Below are 25977 nucleotides of genomic sequence, written 5' to 3' on the forward strand. Positions count from 1 at the left end.
CATTTCGGGACCGGCTCGGCGACGTTCACGGTGTTGAGTGACACGCAGGTTCAGGCCGCGGCTCCTGCGGGCTCCGGGACGGTCCAGGTCACGGTCACCACACCGGTGGCCACCAGCAACGGTGTTTCCTTCACCTACGCCGTCCCGCCCGCGATCACCTCCGTGAGCCCGGTCTCCGGGCCGACGGGCGGCGGCAACACGGTGACGATCAACGGCGCCGGGTTCACCGGCGCGACGTCGGTGCAGTTCGGCAGCGCCCCGGCGCCGTTCACGGTGGTCAGCGATGCCCAGATCACGGCGACGGCGCCCGCGGGCACCGGTTCCGTCCCCATCACCGTCACCACCTCGGCGGGCACCAGCAACAGCGTGACGTACACCTACCTCAACGCACCCGTGATCACCGGCCTGACCCCGAACCAGGGGCCGACCAGCGGCGGGAACACCGTCATCATCTCCGGCACCAACCTGTCGGGCGCGACCTCGGTGCTGTTCGGCACCCACACCGCCACGATCACCGCCAACACCGCCTCCCAGATCACGGTCACGGCACCCGCGGGAGCGGCGCAGTCGGTCAACGTCACGGTGACCACCGGGGTCGGCACCAGCAATCCGCTGCCGTACTTCTACCTCATGGCCCCGGCCATCACCAGCCTGAACGTGACGATGGGGCCGAGCGGTGGCGGGAACACCGTCACCCTCTTCGGCTCCGGCCTGGCTCTCACCAGCGCCGTGCACTTCGGGCCCGCCACCGCCACCAACATCACCGTGATCTCCGACAGCCAGATCACGGTCACCGCGCCCGCCGGCACGGGGACCGTCCTGGTCACGGCCACCACACCGGGCGGCACCAGCACCATCGGACTGGGCAACGCCTACTACATCTACGTCGCACCACCGGTCATCAACTCCCTCAGCCCCGCCCAGGGTTCGGTATCCGGCGGGGACGACGTCCTGATCAGGGGTACCAACCTCACCTACACCGACGCCGTGTTCTTCGGCAGCGCTCCGGCGTCCTTCGCCGCGGTCTCCGACACCATGGTCGTGACCACGTCACCGCCCGGTGTCGCCGGCCCGGTCACCGTCACCGTCCACTCCCCGGGCGGCACCAGCAACGGCGCCACCTTCCAATACCAGCCATAGCCCCGCACGGCCGGGCGCTGTGATCGCGCGTGGTCGTCGGGCCCGTCCAGTTCCTGGCCGCCTTCCCCGATCCACGCGCCGCGCGAGTTCGAGGCTTCTGCAACGACCACCGGCCACACCGAACACCGGGACAAGCCGCGCCCCTGTGCCCACCGCCCGAACCGATCAACCCGCCACCCCGGACGGGTCGCCGCGCCTCCTGCGGGACCCCGGGCGGGCACTGGAGCGATGGCTCCTCGGCGAGGGCGCAGGGGAGCTGGACCCCGACGTCGTCGCGACGGTCCGTCAGGAGCTCGTGCGATAGCAGCAGGGCGGGAATCCGGGAAAAGAAGGGCAGGGTCCCCGCTGTTCCGGATCGGACGCCCTCCGGGCCGAACCATCCGTACAGAGAGGACAGCGGGCGCTCCACGGAGGTCCTCTTCGCAGGCGGCTTCGAATCCCGGGACGGATCAGGCTCTCTTCATCGACCCTCCCGGCGGCCGTTCAAGCTCCGCCGGTGCAGCAGCCGTTCGCCCCAGTGGCTCCGAACAGCAGGGATCCGCGGCCTCCGGCCGCTCCGAGCTCCTTGTCGCGGCTGCGCACACGAGGCTGGAAATGGCGGGTGGCGATCGTCACATCCCTGCGAGGCGGGGTCGCTTTGAGTAATACGATAGCCTCCGACAGTGATTGACGCGCCCACGCCATGCGGCACTCCCACGGCCAGGGAGAAGTCCGCGAAGTAGCCATGGGCACATCGAGTTCCGGCGTGCACGAAGGTGATGTCGATTCACCTCGTGTGATTTTACGTGGCTTTAATCAGCCGGACCCGCGCGAGAAAGAAAGAAGGTGTCGTGAACAAGACTCGGTTAGAAGCCATCGGGGCCTACCTCCCCGCGACGGTGATGAGCACCCGGGAACTCCTCGACCGCCTGGAGAAGGCCCCGGAGTTCGACCTCGTCAAGATCACCGGGACGACGGAGCGGCGGGTGGCGGACGACAGCGCGCAGGACCCCGAGAACAGCCTCACGATGGCGGTGTCGGCGGCCCGGGACTGTCTGAGCCGGTCCCGCTACGCACCGGACGGGATCGACGCCGTGATCTCCTGCTCCATCAGCCGCATGAGCGACGGCGGGCGTCTGCAGTTCGAGCCCTCGTTCGCACACCGCATCGCCAAGGAGATCGGCGCGGACCGCGCCGTCCACTTCGACGTCTCCAACGCCTGCGCGGGCATGATGACCGGCGTCCTCCTGCTGGACCGGATGATCCGCGCCGGCACCGTGCGCAACGGCCTGGTGCTGAGCGGGGAGCACATCTCCCCCATCGCCTTCACCGCCGCGCGCGAGATGGAGGACAGCAGGGACCCCCAGTTCGCGTCGATGTCCGTCGGGGACTCCGCCGTCGCGCTGGTGATGGACCGCGCGACGGACGACCGGGACGTGATCCACGACATCGAGCTGATGACATGCTCGGAGTACTCGCACCTGTGCCTCGGCATGCCCAGTGACGGCACCGGCGGCATGGCCATGTACACCAACAACAAGGAGATGCACGCCGAGGACCGGCTCTCGCTGTGGCCGGCCTTCCACGGGGACAGGCTGGCCGAGCAGGGCCGCCGATTCGCCGACGAGGGATACGACTTCGTCATCCACCACCAGGTCGGCACCCGGTTCGTGGACTTCATGAACGCCACGGGCGAGAGCCGCTTCGCCGCCCCCATGCCGCCGTCCCTCTCGGTCGTCGACCGGCTGGCCAACACCGCCACCACGTCGCACTACCTGGTGCTGCACCAGGCCCTCGCCGAGGGCCGCATACCCGAGGGGTCGAAGGTGCTGATGGTGCCCGCGGCCTCGGGCGTCGTGACCGGTTTCCTGTCCGCGACCGTCTCCTCCCTGGAGGTGTGACCATGGCCACCGTCATCACCTCGGCCGCGCCCAGTGCGGCCGAAGGCTCCGGCAGCTCCATCGGCCACGCGGCGGCGGCCGGCCGCGCCTGCCTGGAACAGGCCGGGTTGTCCGCCGCCGACGTCGACGTCCTCATCAACGTCGGCGTCTACCGCGACTCCAACATCGTCGAACCGTCCGTCGCCGCGCTCATCCAGAAGAGCATCGGCATCAACCTCGACTACCTCCGCTCTCCCGACCGGCGGGCCGCGTTCTCCTTCGACCTGATGAACGGGGCCTGCGGCGTGCTCAACGCCGTCCAGGCGGCCGACGCCCTGCTCTCCACCGGCGGCGCCCGCCGGGTGATGGTGGTCTGCGCCGACACCCACCCCTCGACGGACCCCTCCCGCGCCGGCACGGCCGCCTTCCCGTACGCGAGCACCGGAGCGGCCCTGCTGCTGGAACACACCGGCGACACCCTCGGCTTCGGCCGTGTGCACCACCGGTCCCTGCCCGGCGGGCACGGGGTCAACGGCTACCTGCCGCTGCCCGACGTCGGCGCCGACGGACGGAACAGCATCGTCGTCGACCGCGACGACGACGTCCTGGACCGCATGCTGGCCCTCGCCGTCGACTCCGTCCGCACCGTGCTGAGCGCCGAGGACGGCGCCGACACCACGGACGCCGGCCGGGCGCACGTCGCCCTCGACCGCACCCTGCTGGTCACCTCACAGCCGTCACCCGCGTTCGCCGCGCGCCTGGCCAAACGCCTCGGCCTCGCCTCCGACGCCGCCGTCACCGTCGAAGGCGTCCACGGCGACCCGCACACCTCGGCGCTCGTCCTCGGATACCGCCAGGCCCTGGACACCGGCCGGCTCGCCGGACACGACCGGGTGCTCTTCCTCGCGGTCGGCGCGGGACTCACCTCGGCGGCCTCGCTCTACCGGCTGCCCGACACCGGCGACGGGCCCGCCCGATGACGCCCACCGCCTCCCTCCCCCAGGACCGGCACGCCTCCCCGGCGGAACTGTTCGCCGGGCACGCCGCAAGCACACCCGGCAGGACCGCGCTCATCCACCCCGACGCCGTGCGCACCCAACCGGACGGCCGCGCCGCCTACACCACGGTCGGCTACGCCGAACTCGCCACCACGGTCGAGGCCTGCGCCGCAGGCCTGGAAGCGCACGGCATCCGCCGCGGCACCCGCACGGCGCTGCTGGTGCCGCCCGGCGGCGACCTGCTGACCCTGGTCCTCGCCATGATGCACGTGGGCGCCGTGCCGGTCGTGGTGGACCCCGGCATGGGCCTGGACCGCATGCTCGACTGCCTGCGGCGGGTCCGCGTGGAGGCCTTCATCGGCGTCCCGAAGGCCCAGGTGCTGCGGCGGCTGCGCCCGCGCGCCTTCGCCGACGTGCGCAGCTCGGTCACGGTGGGCCGCGCGGACGGCACCGCCCTGCGCAAGCTGATCGCCGCCGGCGCCGGCCATCCGGCGCCGCCCCCGGCGCGGACCGGCCCGGGCGACCTCGCGCTCATCGGCTACACCACCGGCAGCACCGGTCCGGCCAAGCCGGTGGAGGTCACCGTCGGCATGCTGCTCGCGATGGCGCAGGGGGCCGAGGAGGGCCACTTCACCGACGACGCGAGGACCACCCTGGTCACCATGCCGCTCATGGGCGTGTTCGACCTGGTGGCCGGGCGCACCGTGGTCGTGCCGAGGATGGACATGGCCCGGGTCGGCGCCGCCGACCCGGCGCCGCTCGCCGACGCCATCCGGCGTTTCGGGGTGGACGCGATGTTCGCCTCCCCGGCGCTGCTGGCCCCCTTCGCCTCCCACCTGGCCGCGACCGGGACCCCGGTGCCCTCGCTGCGCCTGGTCATCTCCGGCGGCGCCCCGGTGAGCCCCGCACTGATGGGCGAACTGCGCGCCGTACTGCCCGACGAGGCACGCGTGTTCAGCACCTACGGGGCGACCGAGGCGCTGCCCATGGCGCTGCTGGAGAGCCGTGAGGCGCTGGCCGGGCCCGCCGACGGTCCGGCCGCCGGACTCGGTGTCTGCCTGGGCCGCCCGGCGCCGGGCATGGCGGTGCGCACCGTCGCGATCAGTGACGGGCCGGTGCCCCGGTGGGCGCCGGGCCTGGCCGTACCGCCCGGCGAGCCGGGCGAGATCGTGGTGAGCGGGCGGGCCGTCAGCCCCCGCTACTTCCGGGCGGCGCAGGCCGACGCCGACCACAAGATCCAGGACGGTGTCACGCGCTGGCACCGTACCGGCGACGTCGGATGGATCGACGAGGCGGGCCGGATCTGGTTCTGCGGGCGCAAGAGCCAGCGGGTCCGCACGCCCGAAGGCGACCTGCACACGGTGCGCTGCGAAAGCGTCTTCAACGCCCATCCGCAGGTCAGGCGCACCGCCCTGGTCGGCGTCGGGCCGCGCGGGCGGGAGCGGCCGGTGCTGTGCGTGGAGCTGTCGCCGGGCACCGGCCGGGACCAATGGCCGCGCATCTCGGAGGAGTTGCGCGCCCTCGGCGCGGACAACCCCATGACGAAGCCGATCTCGGACTTCCTGCCGCACCCGGCGTTCCCGGTGGACGTGCGCCACAACGCCAAGATCCGCCGGGAGCTGCTGGCCGGCTGGGCCGAGGACCGGCTCACCGGGAGCCGGCGCCCGACGGCCGCGGGCCTGGCGCTTCGCGCCGTACCGCTGGCCGGCTGGGCGTACCTGGCCGCCTGGCCGCTGCTGCCCTGGGACCATCCGGTGCTCACCTCGCTGTGGTGGCTCGACGTCTTCCTCAGCGTCGTCGTCCACGCGGCGCAGATACCGGCCGCGCTGCGGGCCGAGCAGGAACTCGCCACCGGCCGCAGGCCGTGGGCCACCGCCGCCCTCACGATGCTCTTCGGGGCGACGTGGTGGCGGACGGCCCGCCGCGGCAGGAAGGGTGGTTCGTCGTGAAGGTCCTGGTGACGGGCGCGTCCGGGTTCCTGGGCAGCCACATCGTCGACGCCTGTCTGCGGGCCGGCGACGAGGTCCGCGTGCTGGTGCGCGAGGGGAGCGACCTCAGTTATCTGCGCACCGTGGCGGGCATCGAGTTCGCCTACGGCGACCTGCGGGACCCGGCGTCGCTGAGGGCGGCGGCGGACGGGATCGACGCGGTGCACCACAGCGCCGCCCGGGTCACCGACCGGGGCACCCGGGCCCAGTTCCGCGACGAGAACGTCGACGGCACCCGGCGGCTGATGACGGCGGCCAGGGACGCCGGGGCACGGCGGTTCGTCTTCATCGGCAGTCCCAGCGCACTGATGGGCGTCCGCGACGGCGACCGGCTCGGCATCGACGAGAGCGAGCCCTACCCGAGGCGCTTCCTCAACCTGTACTCGGAGACCAAGGCCGCCGCGGAACGCCTCGTCCTGGCCGCCGACCGGCCGGACTTCACCACGGTCGCGCTGCGACCGCGCGCCGTGTGGGGCCCCCGCGACCATTCCGGGTTCATGCCGCGCCTGCTGGCGAAGATGATGACCGCGCGCCTGCCCGACCTCTCCGGAGGCAGGACCGTCCGCGCCTCGCTGTGCCACTGCGACAACGCCGCCGAGGCGAGTGTCCGGGCCGCCCGGGCCCAAGGAGTGGGCGGCCGGGCCTACTTCATCGCGGACCCGGAGCCGATCGAGGTGTGGAGCACCCTGGCCGACCTCGCCGAGCGCTTCGGCGGCACGCCCCCCACCAAGCGGGTCCCCCTCGGGCCGCTGCGTGCCGCCGCCTTCGCGGCGGACCTGGTCTGGAAGCTGCCCCCGCTCGCCAAACACACGTCCCCGCCCCTGTCCCGCTACTCGCTGGCGCTGCTGACCCGGTCGGCCACGTACGACACCTCGGCGGCGCGCCGCGACCTCGGCGCGCCGGTGGTGGACCACGGGACCGGGATGGCCCGGCTGGCGGCCTGGATCGACGAGATCGGCGGAGTCGGCGAGTACATACGGAAGGTCACGTCTTGATCGCGTACAACACAACCGCCGGGTCCGCCGGTGGGGGCGCCCGCGTCTTCCGGCGGCCCGTCTCGCCCACCGAGTGGTCCTACCTCGCCGCCGCCCGGCTCGGCGAGCTGATGGTGATCCAGCTCGTGGTCGAAGGCGCCGGGGAGATCGGTGCCCGGTCGCTGGCCCGCGCCGTGGCGCAGGCCTCCCGGTCCTGCCCCGGTTCCCGGGTCGTGCGCCGCGGCCGGACGTGGACCGACAGCGGGGTGCCGGCCAGGGTCGTGGTCGTGGACGCCACCTCCTTCGACCGCACCGCGCTGACCGGACTGCCGGAGCTGACCGGCCACTTGGCGCAGGCCGAGGACCGGCCGGCGTGCGAGGTCCTGCTGCTCACCGGGGAACCGTCCACCGTGGTCTTCCGCGCCGCGCACGCGGTGATGGACCTCAAGGGCCTGCGGACCTGGGCCGCCGAGGTCTTCCGCGCCCTCAGGGCCGAGCCGCCGCAGGACGCCGCGAGCACGCTGACGGACCACCGGCTCCTGGCCGCGCTCGGCAGGACCGGGCAGCGTCCCCGCCTGGGGCTCGACCAGCGCTCTCCGCTGGGCGGCCGGGCGGGCTCGGCCGCCGTGTGGCGCCGGCGGACCGTGCCGGGCCGGCCCGCGGCGGGAACCGCGAGGGTTTCGGCGGCGCTCGCCGAAGCCGTCGGCTCCCCGGCCCGGATCATGGTGCCGGTCGACCTGCGGCGACACGTGCCCGCCTCGTGCGCCACGGCGAACCTCACCCTGCCGGTGTTCCTCGACGTGCCACCCGGCCAGGGCCCGGACGCCGTCCACCGGCGATTGCTGAACGCCCTCGCGGACCGGCGCGAACTGGCGGGCGGCGCCGAGGCGTTGCTCGGCGGGCTTCCGCTGCCCGTGGCTGCGGCCCTCGTCCGCGCCTCCAGGGCTGCGGGCCTGGCACGCCACCGCCACCTCGCCTCGGCGATCGTCTCGCACGCCGGCCGGCTGGACCCCGCGGAGTTCAGCACCGACGGGTTCACCGCGACGACGGTCTACGCCCTGCCCGTCCACGCCCCCCTGGTGCCCTTCAGCGTCGTGTTGCTCGAACTGCCCGGCCACACCGAGCTGGTGGTCTCCGCCCGAGGGGCCGCGGACGTGGGTGAGCGCTGCGACGCGCTGATCGACCGGATCGCCGGGGCGCTCATGACGGGCGCACCGGCGGCGGGTTCCGGGGAGTTGCGGGCAGCGGGTCCGGGGGAGTTGCGGCGACCGCGCGAGTTCGGCGCCGCCGAGCGGCTCCTCGCTCCGGGGCCCGAGGGGCTGCCGCCGCTGGACACCACGGTCGTGCAGCTGTTCCGCGCGCAGGCCGCCCGCTCCCCGCAGGCCCCCGCGGTGACCGGCGGCGCTGCGGAGGCCTTCGACGCCGCAGCGGCCGGCCACGGCGCGCACTGGTCGTACCGCGAACTGGACCGGCGCTCCGACGCCGTCTGCGCCGAACTGCTCGCCAGGGGCGTGCGGCGCGGCGAGGTCGTCGGGGTCCTCGCCGACCGCACGGCGTACGGGCTCGCGGGCGTCTGGGGCGTCCTCAAGGCGGGCGCGGCGTTCCTGCCCATCGACGTCCGCAATCCGGCGCGGCGCGTCGCGGAACTGCTGCGGGACGCACAGGCCCGGTTCTGCCTGGCGGAGAGCGCCTGGGCCGCTCCCGCCGGGGGCCGCGACGACACGACGATCCTCCTGGAGGACGTCGCCACCGTCGCCGACGCCGACGGTCCGCTCGACGCGCGGACGCGGGAGGCACTCGCCGCCGCCGCGCCGGGCCCGGACGACCTGGCGTACGTCATCTACACCTCGGGGTCCACCGGCCGGCCCAAGGGCGTGCAGGTGGAGCACCGGAGCCTGGTCAACGCCGTCGGCTGGCTGGCCCCGCTCATGCGGTGCGACGCGGGGACCCGTGCCGCGTACTCCTTCTCGCCCGGCTTCGACCTGTCGCTGATGCAGGTCTTCCCGCCGCTGCTGCACGGCGGAGCGGTCGTGCCGGTGCCCGGCGAGCTCGACCACCTCAAGCTCCGCGACATGTTCTCGGGCCGGCTCGCCAACACCCTGTCGCTCACCCCGACCCATCTCGACCTCGCGGCGCGGCTCGGTATCCGCCCGACGGGCATCCGCGCGCTGCAGCTGGGCGGTGAGAACCTCACCGCGGCCACGGCCCGGCGGGCGCGCCAGGACTTCGGGGCGGACTGTCTCATCGTCAACGCCTACGGCCCCACCGAGGCCACGCTGGCCTGTACGGTCGCCGTCGTCGAGGACGGCATCTCGCGCGGATCGGCGCCGATCGGCGTTCCGGTGCACCGCACCGGGGTGAGCGTGCTGGACGAGCGGCGGCGCGAGGTCCCGGACGGCCGGCTCGGCGAGCTGTACGTCACCGGCGTGCAGCTGGCGCGCGGCTACCTGGGCCGCCCCGACCTCACCGGCGAACGGTTCGTCCTCCTGCCGGACGGCCGCCGTGCCTACCGGACCGGGGACCTGGTGCTGCGGCTTCCCGACGGACAGCTGGAGTACGCGGGACGCGTCGACGACCAGGTGAAGATCCGCGGCCACCGGGTGGAACCGGCCGAGGTCGAGGCGGCGCTGACCGGGATGCCGGACATCGCCCAGGCCGCCGTGGTCGCCCGCGGCCGGACCGAGGAGGTACGGGCCCTGTGCGCGTTCGTCGTCCTCGCCCAGGGCGTCACCGCCTTCGACGAGGCCGCCGTACGGGCCGAGCTGGCCCGGTCGCTGCCGCCGCACCTGGTGCCCACGGTGGTACGCGTCCTCCCGGCGCTGCCGGAGACCGCCAGCGGCAAGACCGACCGCAAGGCGCTGCCGGATCCCTTCGACGCCGCCACGGTGGGCGCGGTCGACTCACCGGTCGACTCACCGGGCGGCTCACCGGGCGGGGCGGAGCGGCGCCGGGCGGGCTCCGATGCGGGCGCCGATCGCGCCGTGGCGGCCGTGACCGCGGAGATCTGGTCGCGTGTCCTGCGGTGCGAGGCCGCGGGCCTCGACGCCTCGTCCGACTTCCACGCGCTGGGCGGCGATTCGCTCGCCGTGCTGGAAATGCTGTCGGCCCTCGGTGAGGAACTGCTCGGCGGGTCGGCCGAGCGGCGGCTGCTGGACCGGCTCGGACCGCTGAGCGGCGAGCTGACCCTGGGCCGCGTCGTCGCCGCCGTCAACGTCGTGCGGAGCGAGGCGTGATCTTCGTCGGTGAAGGCGCGCTGCTGTGGCGCGCCGTACGGCACACGCTGGACAGCGGGCTGCCGGTGGACCTGGTCTGCGGCCCGGCTGTGGACGGCGCCTCCGCGGTGGCGTCCGGCGTCCGCTTCCTCGCCGCCGCGGACGTCAACGCGGTCGCGGGCGAGTTGGCGGCGGCCTGCACGGACGGGCTGGTCTGGTCGGTCAACAACCGGATGATCTTCCGCGCTCCGGTGCTGTCCACCGGGCTGCGTGTCCTCAACGTCCACCACGGTCCCCTCCCGGCCTACCGCGGGATGCCCGAAGTCGCCCTGGTGTACGCCATGCTGGGCGGCGAGCCGCAGTTCGCCGCCACGCTCCACCGCGTCGACGAAGGCATCGACACCGGTCCCGTCCTGGCCTCCGAGCCCTATCCGATCGGTGCCGAGGAGCCGTACCACGTGGTGATGCGCCGGGGACTGCAGGTCTGTCACCGGCTCTTCGAGCGGTGCCTGCCACTCGTGGCGGCGGACCCCGACTGGCCCGGCGAGCCGGCCCCCTCCCCGGGCGCGCGGGGAGGCGGCTACTTCGGTCGCTCGGCACTGGGCCGGCTCTCCCGGTACCGGGAGCACCCGAGGTTCGCCCGCGCCACCGACCTGGGCTTCCTCGCCGGGTACCTCCCCGAGCTCGCCGAGGCACTGGCATGACGGCCCGGCGGCGCGGCGGCGCCGAGTTCACTCCCACAGGGAGATCGCCAGGACCAGGGCGACGACCGGGACCAGCAGCCACGGCTCGGCCAGGACGAGGAGCCCGGTGAAGAGCAGGGCGACGTACGCCAGGGCCTTGGCGACGCGGCGCTTGGCCTTGTTCTTCGTGCCCTTGTTCTTCTTGGAGCCCTTGTGGTGAGGCGCCTTCGCGCCAGGAGCCGCCTCAAGGGCGTACGTGTCGGTGTCGGTGTCGCGTGCGGTTTCGGGCTTCTTCACGTCGGTGTTCGTCATGGCACTCAGCTTCGTCGCGAGAGCGCCGCTCTCGCGTCGGCGAAGCCCGCCTACCTAGGTGAAGACCACCGACGCGTGCGTAGTGCCGCCGCGGTGAAGGTTGGTCCACGAACGCTCATATGGATCGCACGGAGATCGTTTTGTGGGTACGGCATGCGGACGGCCGGTGGTCGCCCAGGACGGTCTGGGTGGTGGTGCTCGACGGGCAGGGGTACGTCCGCTCGGCTTTCGGCCGGCGCAGTGCCTGGTACCGCCGGGTCCTGCGGCATGTGGACACGGAGGTGGAGGTGGCCGGGGTCCGGCTGCCCGTCACCCTCCGACCGGTGGATGACCCCGAGCTCGTCCGGCGCGTCTCCGGTGCCTACCGAGCCAAGTACGGGTTGAGCTGGCTCGGCCCGGTGGAGTCGATGAACGGGCCCGAGGCCGCGGCCGCCACCATGCGGCTACCGGATGTCGGACAGGTCTCGCAGCTGTCTGCGTGAGGTGAGCCCGAGCTTGCGGAAGATGTTGCGCAGGTGCGCGTCGACCGTCCGCGGGCTGAGGAACAGCTTCGCCGCCACCTCCTTGGAGGTGGCGCCCTCGGCGACCAGGCGTGCGATGTGCACCTCCTGCATCGTCAGCTGGTCCGATGCCTTCGACGTGCGGCTGCGGGCCTGCTCGCCCGTGGCGCGCAACTCCCCGGCGGCGCGCTCGGCGAACGCCTCCACGCCGAGGTCGGACAGCGACTCGTGCGCCAGCCGTAGCGCGGACCGGGCGTCACGCCGTCGGCCCTGGCGGCGCAGCCACTCCCCGTACAGCAGATGTGCCCGGGCGCGGTAGACGACCAGTGCGCCGTCGTCGAGCAGACCGATCGCCTCCTGGTAGGCGGACTCGTCCCCGGTCACCAGGGCCCGCGCACAGGCCTCGACGCCAAGACCCCACGCCTGTCGGCCCGCCTGCGTGCGTTCCTGGAGGGACGCGAGGGCCGCGGCGGCGGTCTCGGTCTCGCCGCACCGCATGGCCGCCTCGACCAGCTCGGGCAGGGCAAGGCCCGTTATGCCCACGGGGCCGTACTCGACCACTCGCTTCGCCGCCTTCAGCGCGGCCGGGTAGTCGGCCAGGCCGTTGCTGAGCACGGCCGTCGCCCACTGCACGCTGAGGCTCATCCGGTGGTTCACCGACGCGAACAGCTCGACGGCCTCCTTGCGCCGTCCGCGCAGCGCCGCCAGGTGGAGACGCGGATAGACCAACGGCGCCGCGCCGGTGGCGTCGGCGATCGCCTCCTCCTCGGAGATCAGCTCCGTCGCGGCACCGAAGTCGCCGGTGTGCACGGTCGCGGCGGCCTGCATGGCCAGTCCGATGGGCAGCGTGTGGAAGGAGCCCGACTCCCGGCCGGCCGCGACGGCACGGGCGGCGATGCCGTGCATGGCGTCGAAGTTCCACAGCTCGGTGGCCACCATGAAGCCCAGTGACGGCCGCCTGGCCCACACCTCGTCGTCGGCGTCGCCGACGACCGGCCCGAGGCTCTGCGCCGCCGCCCGATGACCATCGCTGACCAGGTTGACCAGGCCGGTCAACACCGCCGCCGCGCCGGATGCCGGCTCACCCGACGGCGGGGCCTTTCCGACGGCCTCCACCACGTGCCTGGTTCGAAGTGGCCGACCGGGCAGCGCTGTTGCACGTCACCAACGCCTACACCGACGGGCAGGGCCGGATCGTCCTCGAAGCACCGCGCTTCGACCGTTCCGCCTGGGAGAGCTCGTGGAAGTGGTGGGTCGGCGCTCCCGGCTTCGGCACCAGCCCGGACGCCGGCTCCACCTTCCACCGGTGGATCATGGACCCGGCCACGGGCAGGGTCACCACCGAGTCCCTCGACGACCTGGCCATCGAGTTCCCGTCGATCAACGACGCCCACACCGGTTCGGCCTACCGCTACAGCTACGCCATCGCCTTCCCCGGCGCGGGCCTGTCGGGCTACCACACCGTCAAGTTCGACACGCGGACCGGCCAGGAGAAGCTGCTCGCGCACGGCGGGGGCCGGATGCCCGGCGAGGCCGTCTTCGCGCCCGCCGAGGGCGGGACCGCCGAGGACGACGGCTACCTGCTCACCATCGTGAGCGACCTCAAGGCCGACGCCTCGGAGCTGCTCGTCCTGGACGCGAGCGACCTGAGCACCGTGGCCGCCGTCGAACTCCCCCGCAGGGTGCCTGCCGGCATCCACGGCCATTGGATCCCCGACGCCGAAATGCCTGCCTGATCGACCTCATCCGCCCGGGCCGCCTCCTGACTTCCCCGCAGCAACGGCCCGGGCTCCAACGCCACCGCAGCAGCCGTGTCAGCGGCAACTCCGCCAGGAGCTCCGAAGACGGCGCCGGTATCGACCTCGACGGCGGCAGGACCCGGTCGATGTTCACCCGACCGCCGGAAGCGTGGCGCTGCTGTGGCCGGTCCGGTCGTCACCATTGAACGGGGGCTTCCCGATCTCGTCACCGTCCTGTCACACCTGGCCGCTCGCGGAACCGGCGCCGGAACGGTGGTGTGTACCGGGCAGGTGCCGGTGCTGGATCGGCGCCACTCGATCCTTCGGGGGACGTCATGCAGGGCAAGCAGGACAGAATGAGGGCCCGCAGAGCCGCGGTTGCCGTTGTCTCGGCCGCCACGGCCGCGCTGGTGGTCACGGCGTGCGGGCCGGGGAACGACGAGCCCGGGACGACCGCGGCCCCGTCGGTGGCGGCAACCGCCTCGACCGTGCCGAGCGCCGTGCCCCCGGCCCCCACCAAGGGCAGCACGGCGTCCGCGGGACCGGCCACGGGAGCCGCGTCGTCCAGCGGCGCCGCGTCCGCCGGTGCAGCGGCTCCGACCTGCGCGGCCGGCGACGTGAAGGCGGACGCCCACCAGGCGAAGCAGCGACCCGAGGGCACGGGGGTGGGAGCGGCGATCGTCGCCTTCACCAACACCTCCGCACGCCCCTGCACGCTGGAGGGCTTTCCGACGGTGGCCGGGGCGGCCAACGGCTCCCCGGACCGCAACGCCCCACTCGCGGTGACCCACACCGGCTCCGCCGCCCCGGTCCGGCTGGCCCCGGGCGGGAAGGCCTGGGTGAAGCTCACCTTCGTCCAGGTCCAGGGCGAGGCCGACGGCTCCTGCGTCTCCGGGGCCACACCGGCCGCCTACCCCACCCTCGTGCTGGGCCTGCCGGGCGCGGGAGCACACCAAGTAGCCCTGGACGACGGCCTCTTCGCCGAGTGCGACAACAAGGTGACCACCACCGCACTGCTGGCCACCAGCCCGTCCTGACGAAGACCGCCGTCGACTCCCTCCTCGGTGAAGCCGTCCGCCGTCGCCGCGGGGGCGCAGCCGCGCAAGCCTTCGAGGACCGCCTCACGCGAGCGGGAGCGGAGGGGCCAAACGGTCCGTGGTGCCGGCGGGTACGGACTCCTTCGCACCCGGCGCCCGTGCGGCGGGGAGTTGACGGACCGCAGTTGTCCAGGCAACTCCTCCCGTCTACACCACGGTGGCCGGTTCCGCCAGCCCTGTGTCACCAGAGGCGAAGCGGGCGAAGCCGAGGTTCGATGGAGGGGACGTCCGGCGCCGGCCTGCGTCCGGGCCGACGGCAGCCTGCGGCGGATGTCCGGTCCTCAGACCATGAGGTGCCATGGGAAGGAGATGAGCCATGGAGAGCCACGAGGAGGTCCTGAACGGCGGGCGGTGCCCGCACCCGAGCCCGCGACGGCCGCTCCCACCCACGGCCCCGTCACCCGCAACCGCACCGGGCGCCGGGATGCGCCCAATACCGGGCCGGCTGCCGAGGAGGAGGCACAGCAGGCTGGCAGCGGCCGTCACCGCCGTCCTGACCGGCGCCGTCCTGGTGGTCGGCGCGCCCCCGTCGAGCGCCGACTCCGCCACTGTCCCGGCCTACCAGCAGCAACTGGGCAACGACTGTGAGGCGTCCTCCCTGCGCATGGTGCTGGCCGCACGGGGGGTACAGGCGTCGGACCAGGACGTGCTCGGACACATCGGCGTCGACCTGGCACATCCCCAGGCAGGGGTCTCCGGGGAGCTGTCCGGGGACCCGTTCCGGGCCTTCGTGGGGGACCCCAACGGCTCGGAAGCGGCCGGCACCGGCTTCGGCGTGTACTATCCGCCGATCGCCCAGGCCGCGCAGTCCTACGGCCTGTCCGTGGCATCGGCCGGACAGGGGATCTCCTCCGCCCAACTGCGCAGCGCGGTCGCCGCGGGACAGCTGGCGATCGTCTGGGTGGACTACAACTGGCGTGACGTCGCGACGGGCTCGTACACCGCGTACGACGGCCGCGTGGTGCCCTACGCCGGTCCGTCCGAGCACACCGTCGTCGTGACCGCGGTCAGCAACGGACAGTACCTGGTCAACGACCCGGCCCGCGGCCAGTTGCAGATAAGCGAGGCGGACTTCGAAGCCGGGTACGCCAGCTACGGCAACATGGCGGTCATCGTCGAGTGACCGTTCGGCCCCGGCCGGACCTACTGTCAGGACGGCAGCCCGCCTGCCCCGTGGTCGAGTTCGGCCCAGCCGGCCCGCTGCGCCCGCACCCGACGGCCGAGGGCGTCCCACCCTCGCTCACATCCGGCGCGACCTCGGCCTCAGGGCGCCGTAGGGCAGTTGGCGTGCTACGAGACAAGTACGGCTCGTGTACGGCGGCCAACCGCCTGATGCTGGAAGGCTGCCGTGAGCGGTGGGGCCGGCCTCGTTCTGTGGCGGTGGGCGAACGGGCCTGGGGGAAGCGGTGGGTCGGGCCTGTGTGACACGGTGTTCGATCCGTCGCTTCTCGCCCTCGCCGATCCGGAGCCGGGCCGGCAGTCGCCGGAGATCCTGTGGATACCGGGTTTCAGCTGGTGAACACCCGTGGCGCTGCGGTCTTGCGGCGCTCTGCCCTGCCATCGTTGATCCGTGAAAGGAGGTGGTCCGATGGTTTGTACGGAGGGACCCGGTACGGCCGTGTCGGTGCCGTTGTGTCTGATCGGTGCCGACGCGGGGGTGCTCTCGCCCGAGCGTTCCGCGGCCATGCGCCGGATCAGGGAGGCGGCTGTCGGCGGTGAGTTCGCCGAGGCCGGACGGCTCGCCGCCGAGCTGCATCAGGCGGTGCTGGGCGCCCAAGGCGCCCAAGGCGCCGAGGGCGCCGAGGGCGCCGACCACTTCGGCGCCCCGGCCGTTCAGGAGGTCCGGGCCTATCTGGCCCACCGCGCCGGGGACCACCGGGGTGCCGCCGACCTCTACGAGCGGACGGCTGAGGCGTGGGCCTTCACCGGCGCCGGCGCTGTTCGGCCGGCGATCATCAACGCCCGCGCGTGCTGGGCGCTCGCCGAGCACGCCGCCGCCGGCCGGCCTGCCGCGCGATCACGGGCCGCCGTCCTGCTGACCGGCAGGGTTGCGCGCGGGTGCGCGGTGGTGGCGGTCGCCGGGGTGCTGTCCTGCGGCGCGGTGGAGCCGACGGCCGGGGACCGGCCCCGGCACGCCCCCGTCGCCGAGCGGGTGGAACTCGCCGCGGCTCCGGTGCTGCAGGTCCTGGCCGGGACGCCGAGCGCCGTGCCCGTCCATCCTTCCGCCGCCCCGGCGCCGGAGCCCTCCCCGGCCCAGCCGTCCGGCCGGCCGCCGGAGGAGGACGCGGAGCCCGACGGCGAGGCTGCTGACGAGGCGCCTGTTCGCCCGCCCGACCTGCCGGCCGTCCCGGCCGTCCCGTCCCGGCCGGGGCCTGCGCGGACCCCGGCCAGGGTGTCCCCTCGGCCGCCGGTCCGGCCCGCGCGGCCCGCCGAGCAGCCGCCGCGCGCCGAGCCGCAGCCGGCGGTGCCGGTCGACGTCTGCGGGCAGAGCGGCAAGGTCGGCCTGCCGCCGGGCCTGGTCGAGATGTGCCGCAAGGCGTACGGGCGCTGAACCAGCAGGAGACCCGAGGCCGGTTGTGGGGGCCGAATACATGTACCCCTTCCGGCACGTCACGGTGCAGAACCGTGCCGTGGGACGTGCGGGATTCGCCGGCTGTGTGAGATATCCCTCTCCCGTCGTCGTAGCGCTGGTGGGCTGGGGAGGTTGACCATGTCGTCATGACCTCCTCGCCCCGCCCGTTACACGTTGGTGGCCGACCGGATCCGACAGGCGGGACTACCGCGCTCGGTGGAGAGTCCGCTCCGGCCCGTGGGTATCTGCTGGACAACGCGCGCGCCGAGGCGGGCGAGCGATTCAGCTGGCTGGCGGAGCTGTTCGACGGTGTGACGCGCGGGCACTTCGATCGACTGGGGGTCAGGGCTGGTTCGCGCTGCTGGGAAGTGGGGGCCGGTGGCCCCGGTATCCCGGAGGCGCTCGCGGCGGCCGTCGGTCCGACCGGCTACGTGCTGGCCACGGACATCGACCCGTCGTGGCTGAAGACCGGCGACGGGTACGAGGTGCGCCGGCACGACGTCGCCGCTGATCCGCCCCCGGAGCCGGGGACGTTCGATCTGGTGCACGCCCGGCTCGTGCTGGTCCATGTACCCGACCGGGCTCGGGCGTTGGCCACGATGGCGGCAGCGCTACGGCCCGGCGGCTGGCTGCTGGTCGAGGACGCCGACACCGCTCTGCAGCCACTGGCGTGCCTGGACGACAGCGGCCCTGCGCAGCGGCGGGCCAACCGGCTGCGCGACGCGGTCCGGGAGCTGCTGACGCGCCGCGGCGCGGACCTGCGCTACGGCCGGACACTGCCGGGGGCGTTGCGTGAGGCCGGCTTGGTGGATGTCGCCGCGGGGGGCGTCTTCCCGGTCGGCGGGCTGGCCTGCGACCGGCTGGAGGCGGCGACCATCCGGCACGTGCGCGGCGAGCTGCTCGCGGCCGGGCTGGCCGACGACGCCGAGATCGACGCGCACCTGGCCGCCATCCACGCGGGCGAACTCGACCTGACACTCGCACCGCTGATCTCGGCCTGGGGACGCCGTCCAGCCGAGCAACCGCCGGCACTCGGTTAGGCGCGGATCCAGGCGTTGGCCGACCTGCCCACAGCGCTGTTCTCGCCTTCGAGCAGGCGAAAGCGCTTGAAGCACGGAGCTACTGGAACACCGAAGGCATCCCGACACCGTTCAACGGAACCATCCCGAAGGGCGAGATCGGCATCAACCCCGCGTATCCGCGTTCCCAGTGCACCGTTTGGACCGCAGAGACCTGCGGGCGCGGTCTGCCCGGTCAAACGGCTCGACGTGGTTTTCCTCTCCCGCCTCACCGACCTGTCCATGACGGCCATGCGGAGAGACGAGAGCGGGAAGGCCGCAGGACACCGCCAGCGGACAGCGTGACCCTGATCGCCAATTCCCGACCAAGCGCCGAAGCCGCGGCGGCCGAGGCGAAGCGCAGCCGCTCCTGGTGGCGCCTCCTGGAGGGTGCTCTCGTCTACCCGCACAAGCGTCGAGGACGGCGAAGAGGCCGGTGGGCCCGACGAGAACGTCGGGCCCACCGGCCTCCCAGGAGGGCGGTTCAGGACGAGAAGTAGCCGACCAGGTCGGCGACCACGTCGGTCTTCCCCCACTGGTTGACGAACGACACCCGGCCGTCCACCACGGGGGCCACCACCAGCGCGGACACGACCTGTCCCGGCCGGTAGTTGATGCTCGACGCGTCCGGGCGGCCCGTCCCGTGCGGGAAGACCGTCAGGAAGCTGGTGTCGGTGGGGAAGACGGCCGTGACGTTCATGACGACCGCCGTCACACCGGTCTGGGGCATGCCCTCGACCCCGGCCACCCGCAGGCTGACCTGGTCGCCCGAGCCGCCCAGGGTGCCCACGCGGACGCCCTCGCCGTCACGGGTGTCCATCAGCCGCACCAGCGGGGACGCCGTGTAGGTGGAGCCGAGGCCGGGTCGACCTGGCCGACCAGCGTCGCCAGGACGGCGAGCAGCAGGGCGCCGGGAGCCGCGAGCGCGGCTCTCCTCCCTCGGTGTCGCACGCGTCTCTCAGTGGACAGCAGTGTCACACTTTCCCCCCATGTCGGAAACGCCCGACTCCCATGACCCTCACAGGAGTTCACAGGCAGGCGGAGTATAGCGAGCGCAAAGGACAAGTTCGGATGCGCTCCTCACCCCGTGTGAGGGTGCCACAGCGGCTTTTCGGGCACGACACGTTCTTTGGGCAGTTCTTGACCCGGGGCGGGTAACTCCGGAAGCGGCCCGCGGCTCTGGGCTGCCACGACGGCGTCCCCGTGGGCTGCCGCCCAGGCGCCCATGGCGCGGATCGGGTCGATCAGAGCGCTGCCGGCCTCGGTGAGGGTGTAGTCGACGCGGGGCGGTGCCTCGGCGTAACGGCGGCGCTCCACCAGACCGTTGTGCTCCAGCCGACGCAGTGCCTGGTTGAGCACCTTGGGACTGATTCCCCCGATCCGGTCCAGCATGGCCCGTGGCCGCATCGGACCGCCCTCGCCGAGGATGAAGACCACCACGCTGTCCCAGCGGTTGGCCAGCACCTCGAAGGCGATCCGAGCCCGGCAGTCCGCCGCGAACACGTCCCCCGCCATGTCGACCACGTCGTCCGCTCGTTCCATGCGGACATCCTCCCCCGGTCGATGCCTACCGTGTGGTGTCCATCGAACCTCGTAGCGTCCGGAGCACGGCATCCACGACGCGAACAGGAGTACGACGATGCGCATCGGCATTCTTGGTACGGGCGGCATGGCGGCGGCCCTGGGCGGGGCATGGGCACGGGCCGGGCACGAGGTCCTGGTGGGTGGGCGGAACACCGAGGCCGCCGCCAGGACGGCGGTCGGCGTCGGGGCCACCGGGTACGGCAGCCTCGCCGAAGCGGCGCGGTACGGCGAGGCCGTGCTCGTCGCCGTACCCGCGGACATCGCGCCGACGCTGGCCGAGGAACTGGCTTCGGCCCTTGCCGGCCGTACCGTGCTCGACTGCACGGTCCCGATGGCGGCCGCAGCTGCGGGACCGGTGCTGACCACGACAGGTGGCACGGACTCGGTCGCCGCCCGGATGGCGGCCGCCGCCCCCGATGCGCGGATTGTCAAGGTGTTCGGTGTCTGCCACGAGAGCATCTGGACCCTGCCCCGGCCGGCCTTCGAAGGGGCGCCGCTGGCGGTGCCCTTCTGTACGGACAGTCCATTCGCTGCCACCCTGGTGGTCGAGCTGATCACATCGATGGGGTGTGTCCCGCTGGCCTGCGGAGGGTTGGACCGTGCGGCGCTGCTCGAAGCGGCCGCGGTTTTCGCCGTCGGCGTCTGGTGGTCCGGCGGAGAGGCCCGGCACGTCTTCCCTGCCCCCGCTCTCGCCCCTGGTGCGATCGACGACGAGTCTTAGCCGGTCCCCGGCGAATCCGAGCCGGTGAGCGAGACAATGACACGACAGAGAAGCCGAGTTGGACGACATCGGTACCGGCCGGAGAAGCCGACGAACCCCACCAAGAAATGATCTCGGTGGGGTTGGGGCGACATGTGAACGAAAGTGGAGACGTCCCCAGTGAGCCGACCCACCCGGTCGAGGGCACGCGGTCGAAGCCGAAGAGGGCGGTGGAACGGGGTGGCTGGACGAGGACGCCCCCGGCTTGCTCACCCCGGTCCGCTGCCGCTTTACCGTTTTACCGTGATGATGGTCTGGTGAAAGAACACCCGGTCGCACCGACGCCCGTCATCCTCGGCATAGACGACCTCCGACCGCTCCCCAGAGCCACGCGGATCGCCCGCACCAGCCGCGAAGGTATCCAGCTCCTGCAAGAGCACCGCGACAGCTTCATTGACGAGCTCTGGCTCGACCACGATCTCGGCGGCGACGACAGCATCATGCCCGTGGTGACCCTCATGGAAGAGGCCGCCTTCAGCGGACGGCCCTTCCAGATCGGAACTGTCTTCGTTCACAGCGCCAACCCCATCGGCGCCGAAACCGTCGTCCGGTCACTCAGACGCTGGAAGTACCAAGTCCGGCGGGCGACGGCCTAGGGAACCCGACGCAGGGCCGAGACCTCAGGGCCCGACGCGTCGTGAGACTGCGATAGAAACCGCGGACCGGACAAGCCGCGTCCGACACGAGGCACGAGACCCTGCACCCGCCGCCGCCCGGCGTTGGTACGTCACCGGGAAACGCCCTCGGGTGACATCACTCGCGGGGAGGCGTCGGTGACGCTGCGTCGGGAAGCGTGGACGAGGCTGGAGATTGCCGCCGCCCAGGGGCCGGACGCCCGGCTGACCGGGACTCAGCCACTGGAAACCCGAACCGCGGGGGCCGGAGTCGTCCGTGAGCTCGTGCACCCCGGGCTGTGTGAGCTTGCGCCACCCGATCCGCTCGAGCCTGTTCGCCGCGTTCAACCGCAAGGACGATCTGCACACCCAGGGCGGCACCGCACTCTCGCTCGCCCGCGTCCTGGTCGTCAACTCGGCTGGATCTTGGCTGAGTTCGCGGCTACTGGGCAGACTGGCCGGCCGCGCTGCTCCGCCCCGGCCGGCCGACCCGGGTCTTCGCGACCGCGCACCCCCAAGTGGCCGCCTACCCGCACGAGGCCGCCTACCCGCACGAGCCCGCCCGGGTGATCCGGGCCGGCCACCCGATGGACGCGCTCGACCTCCGTTCCTGGTCCTCCGGCCGCCTCCGTCCCACGGGCGCCCGTGGGACGGAGGCGGCCGACCCGCCCCGGACGGGGTCGGGCCGACCTCGGCCTACGTCCTTGACGGACGGCTCAGTTGGAGAAGTCCTGGGTGAGCCAGACGGTTCCACTGGCATCCCGGTGGACCGCGATGCCGATGTGGGTGAACTCGCTGCTGAGGATGTTCTTGCGGTGGCCGTCGTCCGGCGGCGTCTCGTTCAGCATGTCCTGGGTCAGTCTGACCGCCATGGCGGCGATGTCCTGGGCCGAGGTGGAGACCCCGTCGCCGTAGCCTATGTTCTCCCCGGCGGCGTTCCACTGGACGCCCGCGGCCGTCTCCCGCGCCCCCAACTCGGCCTCGCCCGGGCACTGGTGGGACATGCCGCAGCCGTCGGCCATCGTCTGGTTGTGGGCCTCGGCGCTGCTGGTCAGCCCCGACGTGATGGTGTAGGCGGGCAGACCCTGGGCGGCCCGCGCCTGGTTGATCAGGTTCAGGACCTGCTGCACGGCGTCCGAGTTCGAACCGGTCTGCGCGGCCGGGGTGGTGGGTGTGGCCGCGGTGGTGGGTGCGGGGGCGGGTGCGGGGGAGTGCGTGGCCGGGGCGGACGGGGACGGCGGCGCGGACGTGTGGGACACCGGGGTCGGAGCCGGAGTGGAGGGCCGCGCCGAGTGGGAGCTCCGGGACTCGCCGTCGGGGCGCGCGGTCGCGGATTCCGGGGCGTGGGAGGCCGGGGCGGACGGCGACGGCCAGGCGTACGAGGCTTCGGCCGAGGCGGGAGCGGAGGGCTGAGCGGCGTGCGGGTCGGCCTGGCGGTGGTGCTGATCGTCGGAGTCGCTCTGGTGCCGGTGCTGGTGGTGCTCCTGCCACCACCCGGCGTGGCTCGCGTACGTGTGGGAGCCGGGCGCGGCGGAGGCTCCGCTCGCGCTCAGCAGCGGCAGCATGAGGCCGGCGCCGGCGATCCCGGCGGTGGCGGCCAGACGCGGGGTGTGCTTCCGGCGCGCACGGCGATGCCGGCCGGTACGTGAATTCAGCATGGGGCGTCCCTCTGCGACGCCTACGAGGTGAGCTGTCGGGTTCGGGCCGTGAGGTAGCCCGGCCGCACGCGGCGGCTTCACCCCTAGCCGCGCCCGTCTCGTCCGCGAACGGGCCGAGCAGGGCGCGGCGAACTACCTGGTTCCCCCGCTCCTGCCCGGTGCACTGCTCGACGTCCGGCCGACCGGTGGACAGGACTCGGCGTCCCGGCGGCAGGGTCCGCAGGTGCGAACAGCCTGAACGCTAGGCAGATCGACCCATAAGACACAAGTTCGTATGATGCACATCACATGGACGTCCAGCGAAAATCTGATGGAATGCCATATTGACTCACGGAACGTCGCATACGTGTATTAATCGGACAATTCCCCGGGTTGTCAATGCCGGTTGCGACGGCCACCGCCCCGAGGGCGGGCGTGGACGGCGACGGCCGCCTCGCGGGCGGCCGGGTCCAGGTCGTCCAGCTGCGGGGCGATCGGCTCGGCGGCCACGGCGAGGACCGGGACGGGCGCGGCGGCGGTGCGCAGGTGGAGGGGCCGGGAGGCGGCGCGTACCTGCAGAACCTGTGATCGGCGGGACCCGGCTACGCCGGCAGGCCGTCTGCGGCGGCCCGGAGTTCGGCGCGGGTGTCCAGGCGCGCGTCGTCCTCCGGCCGCGACAGCCGTCGTCGACCAACCCGCTGCTCCGGTCGCTCCAGTCGCTTCGGCCGGGCTTCCCGGCGGGGTATCGGTGCCCGAGTCGGGGCTGGGCCGGGCCACCGGCCGCGGCCTGGGTGAAGCGCGCCGCGACTACGCCCTCGGCGACGGCCATCGAGCAGAAGGTCCGCGCTACCAGTCAGCCCCGGGTCAAGCAGCGGGTGCGTAAGGCGGGTCGAGCGCGTGGCATTGGCCTGGTCGGAGAGCCGGCAGTGCCCAAGGGCCCGATTCGCCTCGGCACGGCTTCCGGCGCTCCCGCTGGCCAGAGGCTCGCTCAACTCGCCAACCTGAGCGCTCGACAACAGCGCGTTCGCGCGTCCAGGTCTCGCGCCCGGGGAGTTTCGGCATCGATCGACCGGTTTGTGATCACGGTTCGGCGACCTTCCGTCCGCCGAGGCTTCAATCAGCCCTCCTGGCGCTCGGGCAGCGGTAGGTTTCGGAGGCAAGCACTCTTGATCGTCACGGGGGATTCACCATTTCCACTCAGTCTGCCGAGCTGCCCCACGGCGCCGCGTCCGCCGAGCCCACCTCCGATGCCACGGCCCCGGACCTGCCCGTCTACGGCGAGGGACAACTCAGCTGCCAGTGCTGCGGCTCCGTCCCGGCCGTGGATGCGACCTTCCGCGGGCACCAGGGCATCGTTGTGATCTTGAAGTACCTGAAGCGCCGGGGGCCGTACTGCCGCAGCTGCGGCATCGCCGCGCACCGCGAGATGACCTCCGACAGCCTCTGGCAGGGCTGGTGGGGCATACCCTCGATGATCGTCAACCCCATCATCATGCTGATCAACATCCCGCAGCGCCTGAAGATCAACAAGCTGCCGGAGCCGCTGCCCGGCGCGCCCCGCCCGCCGACGAACCCCGGCAAGCCGGTGTACCTGCGGCCCACGATCTTCGGCGTGCTCATCCCGGTGATCCTGGTCTCGCTGATCGTCCTCGTGGAAAAGGGCGACCCCGAGTTCGCCAAGTCCGGCGACTGCATCCACAACAACAACCCGATCGTCCTGCCCGGTGCCGTCGACAGCAACCCCGACGTCGAGGTGGTCCCTTGCTCCGACCCGAGGGCCGAGGCCCGCGTCGTGGGCCGCGCGGACGACACCAACGACGGCGAGAACGTGTGCCGGAAGTCCTTCCCCGACGCCGACGGCTACTTCACCTACAAGCGGGGCAGCGACAAGTACACCCTCTGCCTGCAGAACCTGAAGCAGAAGCCGGGCGCGAACTTCGTCCCGTAGTGAGGCGCTCGGGCCGGGCCGTTCTCCCTGTTCGGCACACCCGCGGCGGCGCCGGCGCCACCACCTTCTCGGCGCCGTACGACGGCCCGCACATGACCGCCCCGGCCCGGTCCGTCGCCACGAACGTGTTCCTGGCCGCGATGGTCGCGCACCCGGTACCACTGCGGTCGTGAAAGTGGACGCCTGACACACTGTGCGCCATGAGTGAGCACGAACATCATGCCCCGGCGCAGCTTTCCGAGGTACTGCACCGCAGGTTGGAGCGGATCGAGCGGCTCCTGGAGCCCGAGGAGCCGGAGCGGCCGGCGTGGCGATCGGTCACTCTCGGTGAGCAGCGTTGGGCGGTCTCGGTGGCCATCCTGGCCGCCGTGGGCCTGCAACTGGCCCTGCCGGCCCGTCTGACCATCCACCCGCACTGGATGCTGCCCACCCTGGAGCTGGCACTGCTGGTGGCCCTGGTGGTCCTCAACCCGCACAAGCGCATCGACCAGACGTCGCAGTTGCTGCGCTCGCTGAGTCTGGCCCTGGTGGCGGTGATCAGCCTAGCCAACGGCTGGTCGGCGGTGAAGCTGGTGCGCGACCTGATCCACACGTCCGCCTCACCGGGCGCGCTGGCGCTGCTCGGCACCGGCGGTGCGGTCTGGGCGACCAACATCATCGCCTTTTCGCTCTGGTACTGGGAGTGGGACCGGGGCGGCCCGGCGGCCCGCGCCCAGGGGGTGAAGTCGTACCCGGACTTCCTCTTCCCCCAGATGCAGCAGGAGGGCATCGCGGAGCCGGGCTGGGAGCCCTCCTACCCGGACTACTTGTACGTGGCGTTCACCAATGCCTGCGCCTTCAGCCCGACGGACACCATGCCGTTGTCGGTCTGGGCGAAGCTGCTGATGATGACGCAGTCGGCGGTGTCGCTGATCACGGTGGTGCTGGTGGTGGCGAGGGCGGTCGGCATCCTGCAGTAGCAGCCACGGGTGCTCGGCGATCCGCCGGTGCAGTCCGGCGGCGTTGAGGCCGTAGGCAGCCAGGCGCTCGGGGACGGAGGGGTACTGGCTTCTCGCGCGGGATGCTCAGGGAGAGGACGTGGTGCGGCAGGTCGCCGAGCGCCCCCGCGAGTGGTGATCACGCGTCGTGGATAGCGGCTGCGCGCATGCGAACCGATGTACGTCACCCTCCTGAGGGCGTGTCATCAACCAGCCGTTGAAGTCGCAGGCTGACACCGGTCAGGTCTGCGAACGGCCCGCAAACGCGGGCGAGGTCCGGCACCCTGGTGGGTGCCGGACCTCGCCGACAGTGGAGCGCCAGGCC

General features: G+C 72.6%; 23 protein-coding genes, 1 pseudogene and 1 riboswitch. Of the genes and pseudogenes, 19 read left to right on the plus strand and 5 right to left on the minus strand.

From position 1 onward, the window contains the following. The first annotated feature begins 33 nt into the window (after nucleotides 1-33). From ACWCXH_RS37065 to ACWCXH_RS37100, 8 genes and pseudogenes are all read left to right on the plus strand, one after another. Nucleotides 34-1140 carry an IPT/TIG domain-containing protein gene (locus ACWCXH_RS37065; protein WP_449805903.1) on the plus strand — a complete coding sequence of 369 codons (1107 nt, stop codon included), beginning with the start codon at nucleotides 34-36 and terminating at the stop codon, nucleotides 1138-1140. Between the two features lie 830 nt (nucleotides 1141-1970). Continuing rightward, nucleotides 1971-3020, plus strand: a complete 1050-nt coding sequence (locus ACWCXH_RS37070) for a 3-oxoacyl-ACP synthase III family protein (RefSeq protein WP_449805904.1) — start codon at nucleotides 1971-1973, stop codon at nucleotides 3018-3020. A gap of 2 nt (nucleotides 3021-3022) precedes the next feature. Beyond that, complete coding sequence (locus ACWCXH_RS37075) at nucleotides 3023-3979, plus strand: 3-oxoacyl-[acyl-carrier-protein] synthase III C-terminal domain-containing protein (protein ID WP_449805905.1); 957 nt, start codon at nucleotides 3023-3025, stop codon at nucleotides 3977-3979. Then, nucleotides 3976-5946, plus strand: a complete 1971-nt coding sequence (locus tag ACWCXH_RS37080) for a fatty acid CoA ligase family protein (RefSeq protein ID WP_449805906.1) — start codon at nucleotides 3976-3978, stop codon at nucleotides 5944-5946. The genes ACWCXH_RS37075 and ACWCXH_RS37080 overlap by 4 nt, the downstream gene beginning before the upstream one ends. After that, entirely contained in the window at nucleotides 5943-6980 is a 1038-nt protein-coding gene (locus ACWCXH_RS37085) for an NAD-dependent epimerase/dehydratase family protein (protein WP_449805907.1), read from the plus strand. The genes ACWCXH_RS37080 and ACWCXH_RS37085 overlap by 4 nt, the downstream gene beginning before the upstream one ends. Nucleotides 6981-8161: 1181 nt before the next feature. Continuing rightward, nucleotides 8162-9562, plus strand: a pseudogene (locus ACWCXH_RS37090) (amino acid adenylation domain-containing protein); the annotation flags it as partial. A gap of 33 nt (nucleotides 9563-9595) precedes the next feature. Continuing rightward, entirely contained in the window at nucleotides 9596-10192 is a 597-nt protein-coding gene (locus ACWCXH_RS37095) for an AMP-binding enzyme (RefSeq protein WP_449805925.1), read from the plus strand. Further along, entirely contained in the window at nucleotides 10189-10875 is a 687-nt protein-coding gene (locus tag ACWCXH_RS37100) for a formyltransferase family protein (protein ID WP_449805908.1), read from the plus strand. Before ACWCXH_RS37095 ends, ACWCXH_RS37100 begins: the two co-directional genes overlap by 4 nt. A gap of 27 nt (nucleotides 10876-10902) precedes the next feature. Here the strand turns inward: ACWCXH_RS37100 and ACWCXH_RS37105 are convergent, their stop codons facing one another. Next, the gene (locus tag ACWCXH_RS37105) at nucleotides 10903-11166 is read right to left on the minus strand and encodes a hypothetical protein (protein WP_449805909.1); all 264 of its coding nucleotides are present in this window, start codon (nucleotides 11164-11166) and stop codon (nucleotides 10903-10905) included. A gap of 119 nt (nucleotides 11167-11285) precedes the next feature. On the opposite strand from ACWCXH_RS37105, the gene ACWCXH_RS37110 reads away from it, so the two are divergent. Continuing rightward, a complete protein-coding gene (locus ACWCXH_RS37110; protein ID WP_449805910.1) occupies nucleotides 11286-11648 on the plus strand; it encodes a DUF2255 family protein in 363 nt (120 codons plus the stop codon). Here ACWCXH_RS37110 and ACWCXH_RS37115 read toward each other — a convergent pair. After that, a complete protein-coding gene (locus ACWCXH_RS37115; RefSeq protein WP_449805911.1) occupies nucleotides 11610-12785 on the minus strand; it encodes a helix-turn-helix transcriptional regulator in 1176 nt (391 codons plus the stop codon). The genes ACWCXH_RS37110 and ACWCXH_RS37115 overlap by 39 nt on opposite strands. A gap of 14 nt (nucleotides 12786-12799) precedes the next feature. On the opposite strand from ACWCXH_RS37115, the gene ACWCXH_RS37120 reads away from it, so the two are divergent. The 5 genes from ACWCXH_RS37120 (at nucleotide 12800) to ACWCXH_RS37140 (ending at nucleotide 18114) form a co-directional block, all read left to right on the plus strand. Next, entirely contained in the window at nucleotides 12800-13402 is a 603-nt protein-coding gene (locus ACWCXH_RS37120; RefSeq protein ID WP_449805912.1) for a carotenoid oxygenase family protein, read from the plus strand. Between the two features lie 359 nt (nucleotides 13403-13761). Then, nucleotides 13762-14442: a DUF4232 domain-containing protein gene (locus tag ACWCXH_RS37125; RefSeq protein ID WP_449805913.1), complete on the plus strand. Its 681-nt coding sequence runs from the start codon at nucleotides 13762-13764 to the stop codon at nucleotides 14440-14442. A 484-nt stretch (nucleotides 14443-14926) separates the two neighbouring features. Beyond that, on the plus strand, nucleotides 14927-15625 hold the full coding sequence (locus ACWCXH_RS37130) for a C39 family peptidase (RefSeq protein ID WP_449805914.1): 699 nt from the start codon (nucleotides 14927-14929) through the stop codon (nucleotides 15623-15625). Between the two features lie 495 nt (nucleotides 15626-16120). Continuing rightward, a complete protein-coding gene (locus ACWCXH_RS37135) occupies nucleotides 16121-17053 on the plus strand; it encodes a hypothetical protein (RefSeq protein ID WP_449805915.1) in 933 nt (310 codons plus the stop codon). Nucleotides 17054-17220: 167 nt separating this feature from the next. Then, a complete protein-coding gene (locus tag ACWCXH_RS37140) occupies nucleotides 17221-18114 on the plus strand; it encodes a methyltransferase domain-containing protein (protein WP_449805916.1) in 894 nt (297 codons plus the stop codon). A 502-nt stretch (nucleotides 18115-18616) separates the two neighbouring features. Here the strand turns inward: ACWCXH_RS37140 and ACWCXH_RS37145 are convergent. Both ACWCXH_RS37145 and ACWCXH_RS37150 read right to left on the minus strand, forming a co-directional pair. Beyond that, nucleotides 18617-18952 (minus strand): hypothetical protein, encoded by a 336-nt coding sequence (locus tag ACWCXH_RS37145; protein WP_449805917.1) that lies wholly within the window; start codon nucleotides 18950-18952, stop codon nucleotides 18617-18619. 260 nt (nucleotides 18953-19212) lie between these two features. Continuing rightward, nucleotides 19213-19674, minus strand: a complete 462-nt coding sequence (locus ACWCXH_RS37150; protein WP_449805918.1) for a winged helix-turn-helix transcriptional regulator — start codon at nucleotides 19672-19674, stop codon at nucleotides 19213-19215. A gap of 97 nt (nucleotides 19675-19771) precedes the next feature. On the opposite strand from ACWCXH_RS37150, the gene ACWCXH_RS37155 reads away from it, so the two are divergent. After that, nucleotides 19772-20437, plus strand: a complete 666-nt coding sequence (locus ACWCXH_RS37155) for an NADPH-dependent F420 reductase (protein ID WP_449805919.1) — start codon at nucleotides 19772-19774, stop codon at nucleotides 20435-20437. Between the two features lie 296 nt (nucleotides 20438-20733). Further along, nucleotides 20734-21072 carry a cyclic-phosphate processing receiver domain-containing protein gene (locus tag ACWCXH_RS37160; protein WP_449805920.1) on the plus strand — a complete coding sequence of 113 codons (339 nt, stop codon included), beginning with the start codon at nucleotides 20734-20736 and terminating at the stop codon, nucleotides 21070-21072. A gap of 734 nt (nucleotides 21073-21806) precedes the next feature. Here the strand turns inward: ACWCXH_RS37160 and ACWCXH_RS37165 are convergent. Next, the gene (locus ACWCXH_RS37165) at nucleotides 21807-22748 is read right to left on the minus strand and encodes a CAP domain-containing protein (protein ID WP_449805921.1); all 942 of its coding nucleotides are present in this window, start codon (nucleotides 22746-22748) and stop codon (nucleotides 21807-21809) included. Nucleotides 22749-22750: 2 nt separating this feature from the next. Further along, nucleotides 22751-22883, minus strand: a riboswitch (cyclic di-AMP (ydaO/yuaA leader). Between the two features lie 243 nt (nucleotides 22884-23126). On the opposite strand from ACWCXH_RS37165, the gene ACWCXH_RS37170 reads away from it, so the two are divergent. From ACWCXH_RS37170 to ACWCXH_RS37180, 3 genes are all read left to right on the plus strand, one after another. Beyond that, a complete protein-coding gene (locus tag ACWCXH_RS37170) occupies nucleotides 23127-23315 on the plus strand; it encodes a hypothetical protein (RefSeq protein ID WP_449805922.1) in 189 nt (62 codons plus the stop codon). Between the two features lie 775 nt (nucleotides 23316-24090). Next, nucleotides 24091-24675: an LppU/SCO3897 family protein gene (locus tag ACWCXH_RS37175; protein WP_449805923.1), complete on the plus strand. Its 585-nt coding sequence runs from the start codon at nucleotides 24091-24093 to the stop codon at nucleotides 24673-24675. Between the two features lie 200 nt (nucleotides 24676-24875). Beyond that, nucleotides 24876-25634 carry a hypothetical protein gene (locus tag ACWCXH_RS37180; protein ID WP_449805924.1) on the plus strand — a complete coding sequence of 253 codons (759 nt, stop codon included), beginning with the start codon at nucleotides 24876-24878 and terminating at the stop codon, nucleotides 25632-25634. Nucleotides 25635-25977 lie beyond the last annotated feature (343 nt).

The sequence above is a fragment of the Kitasatospora sp. NPDC001660 genome (genome assembly GCF_053596725.1).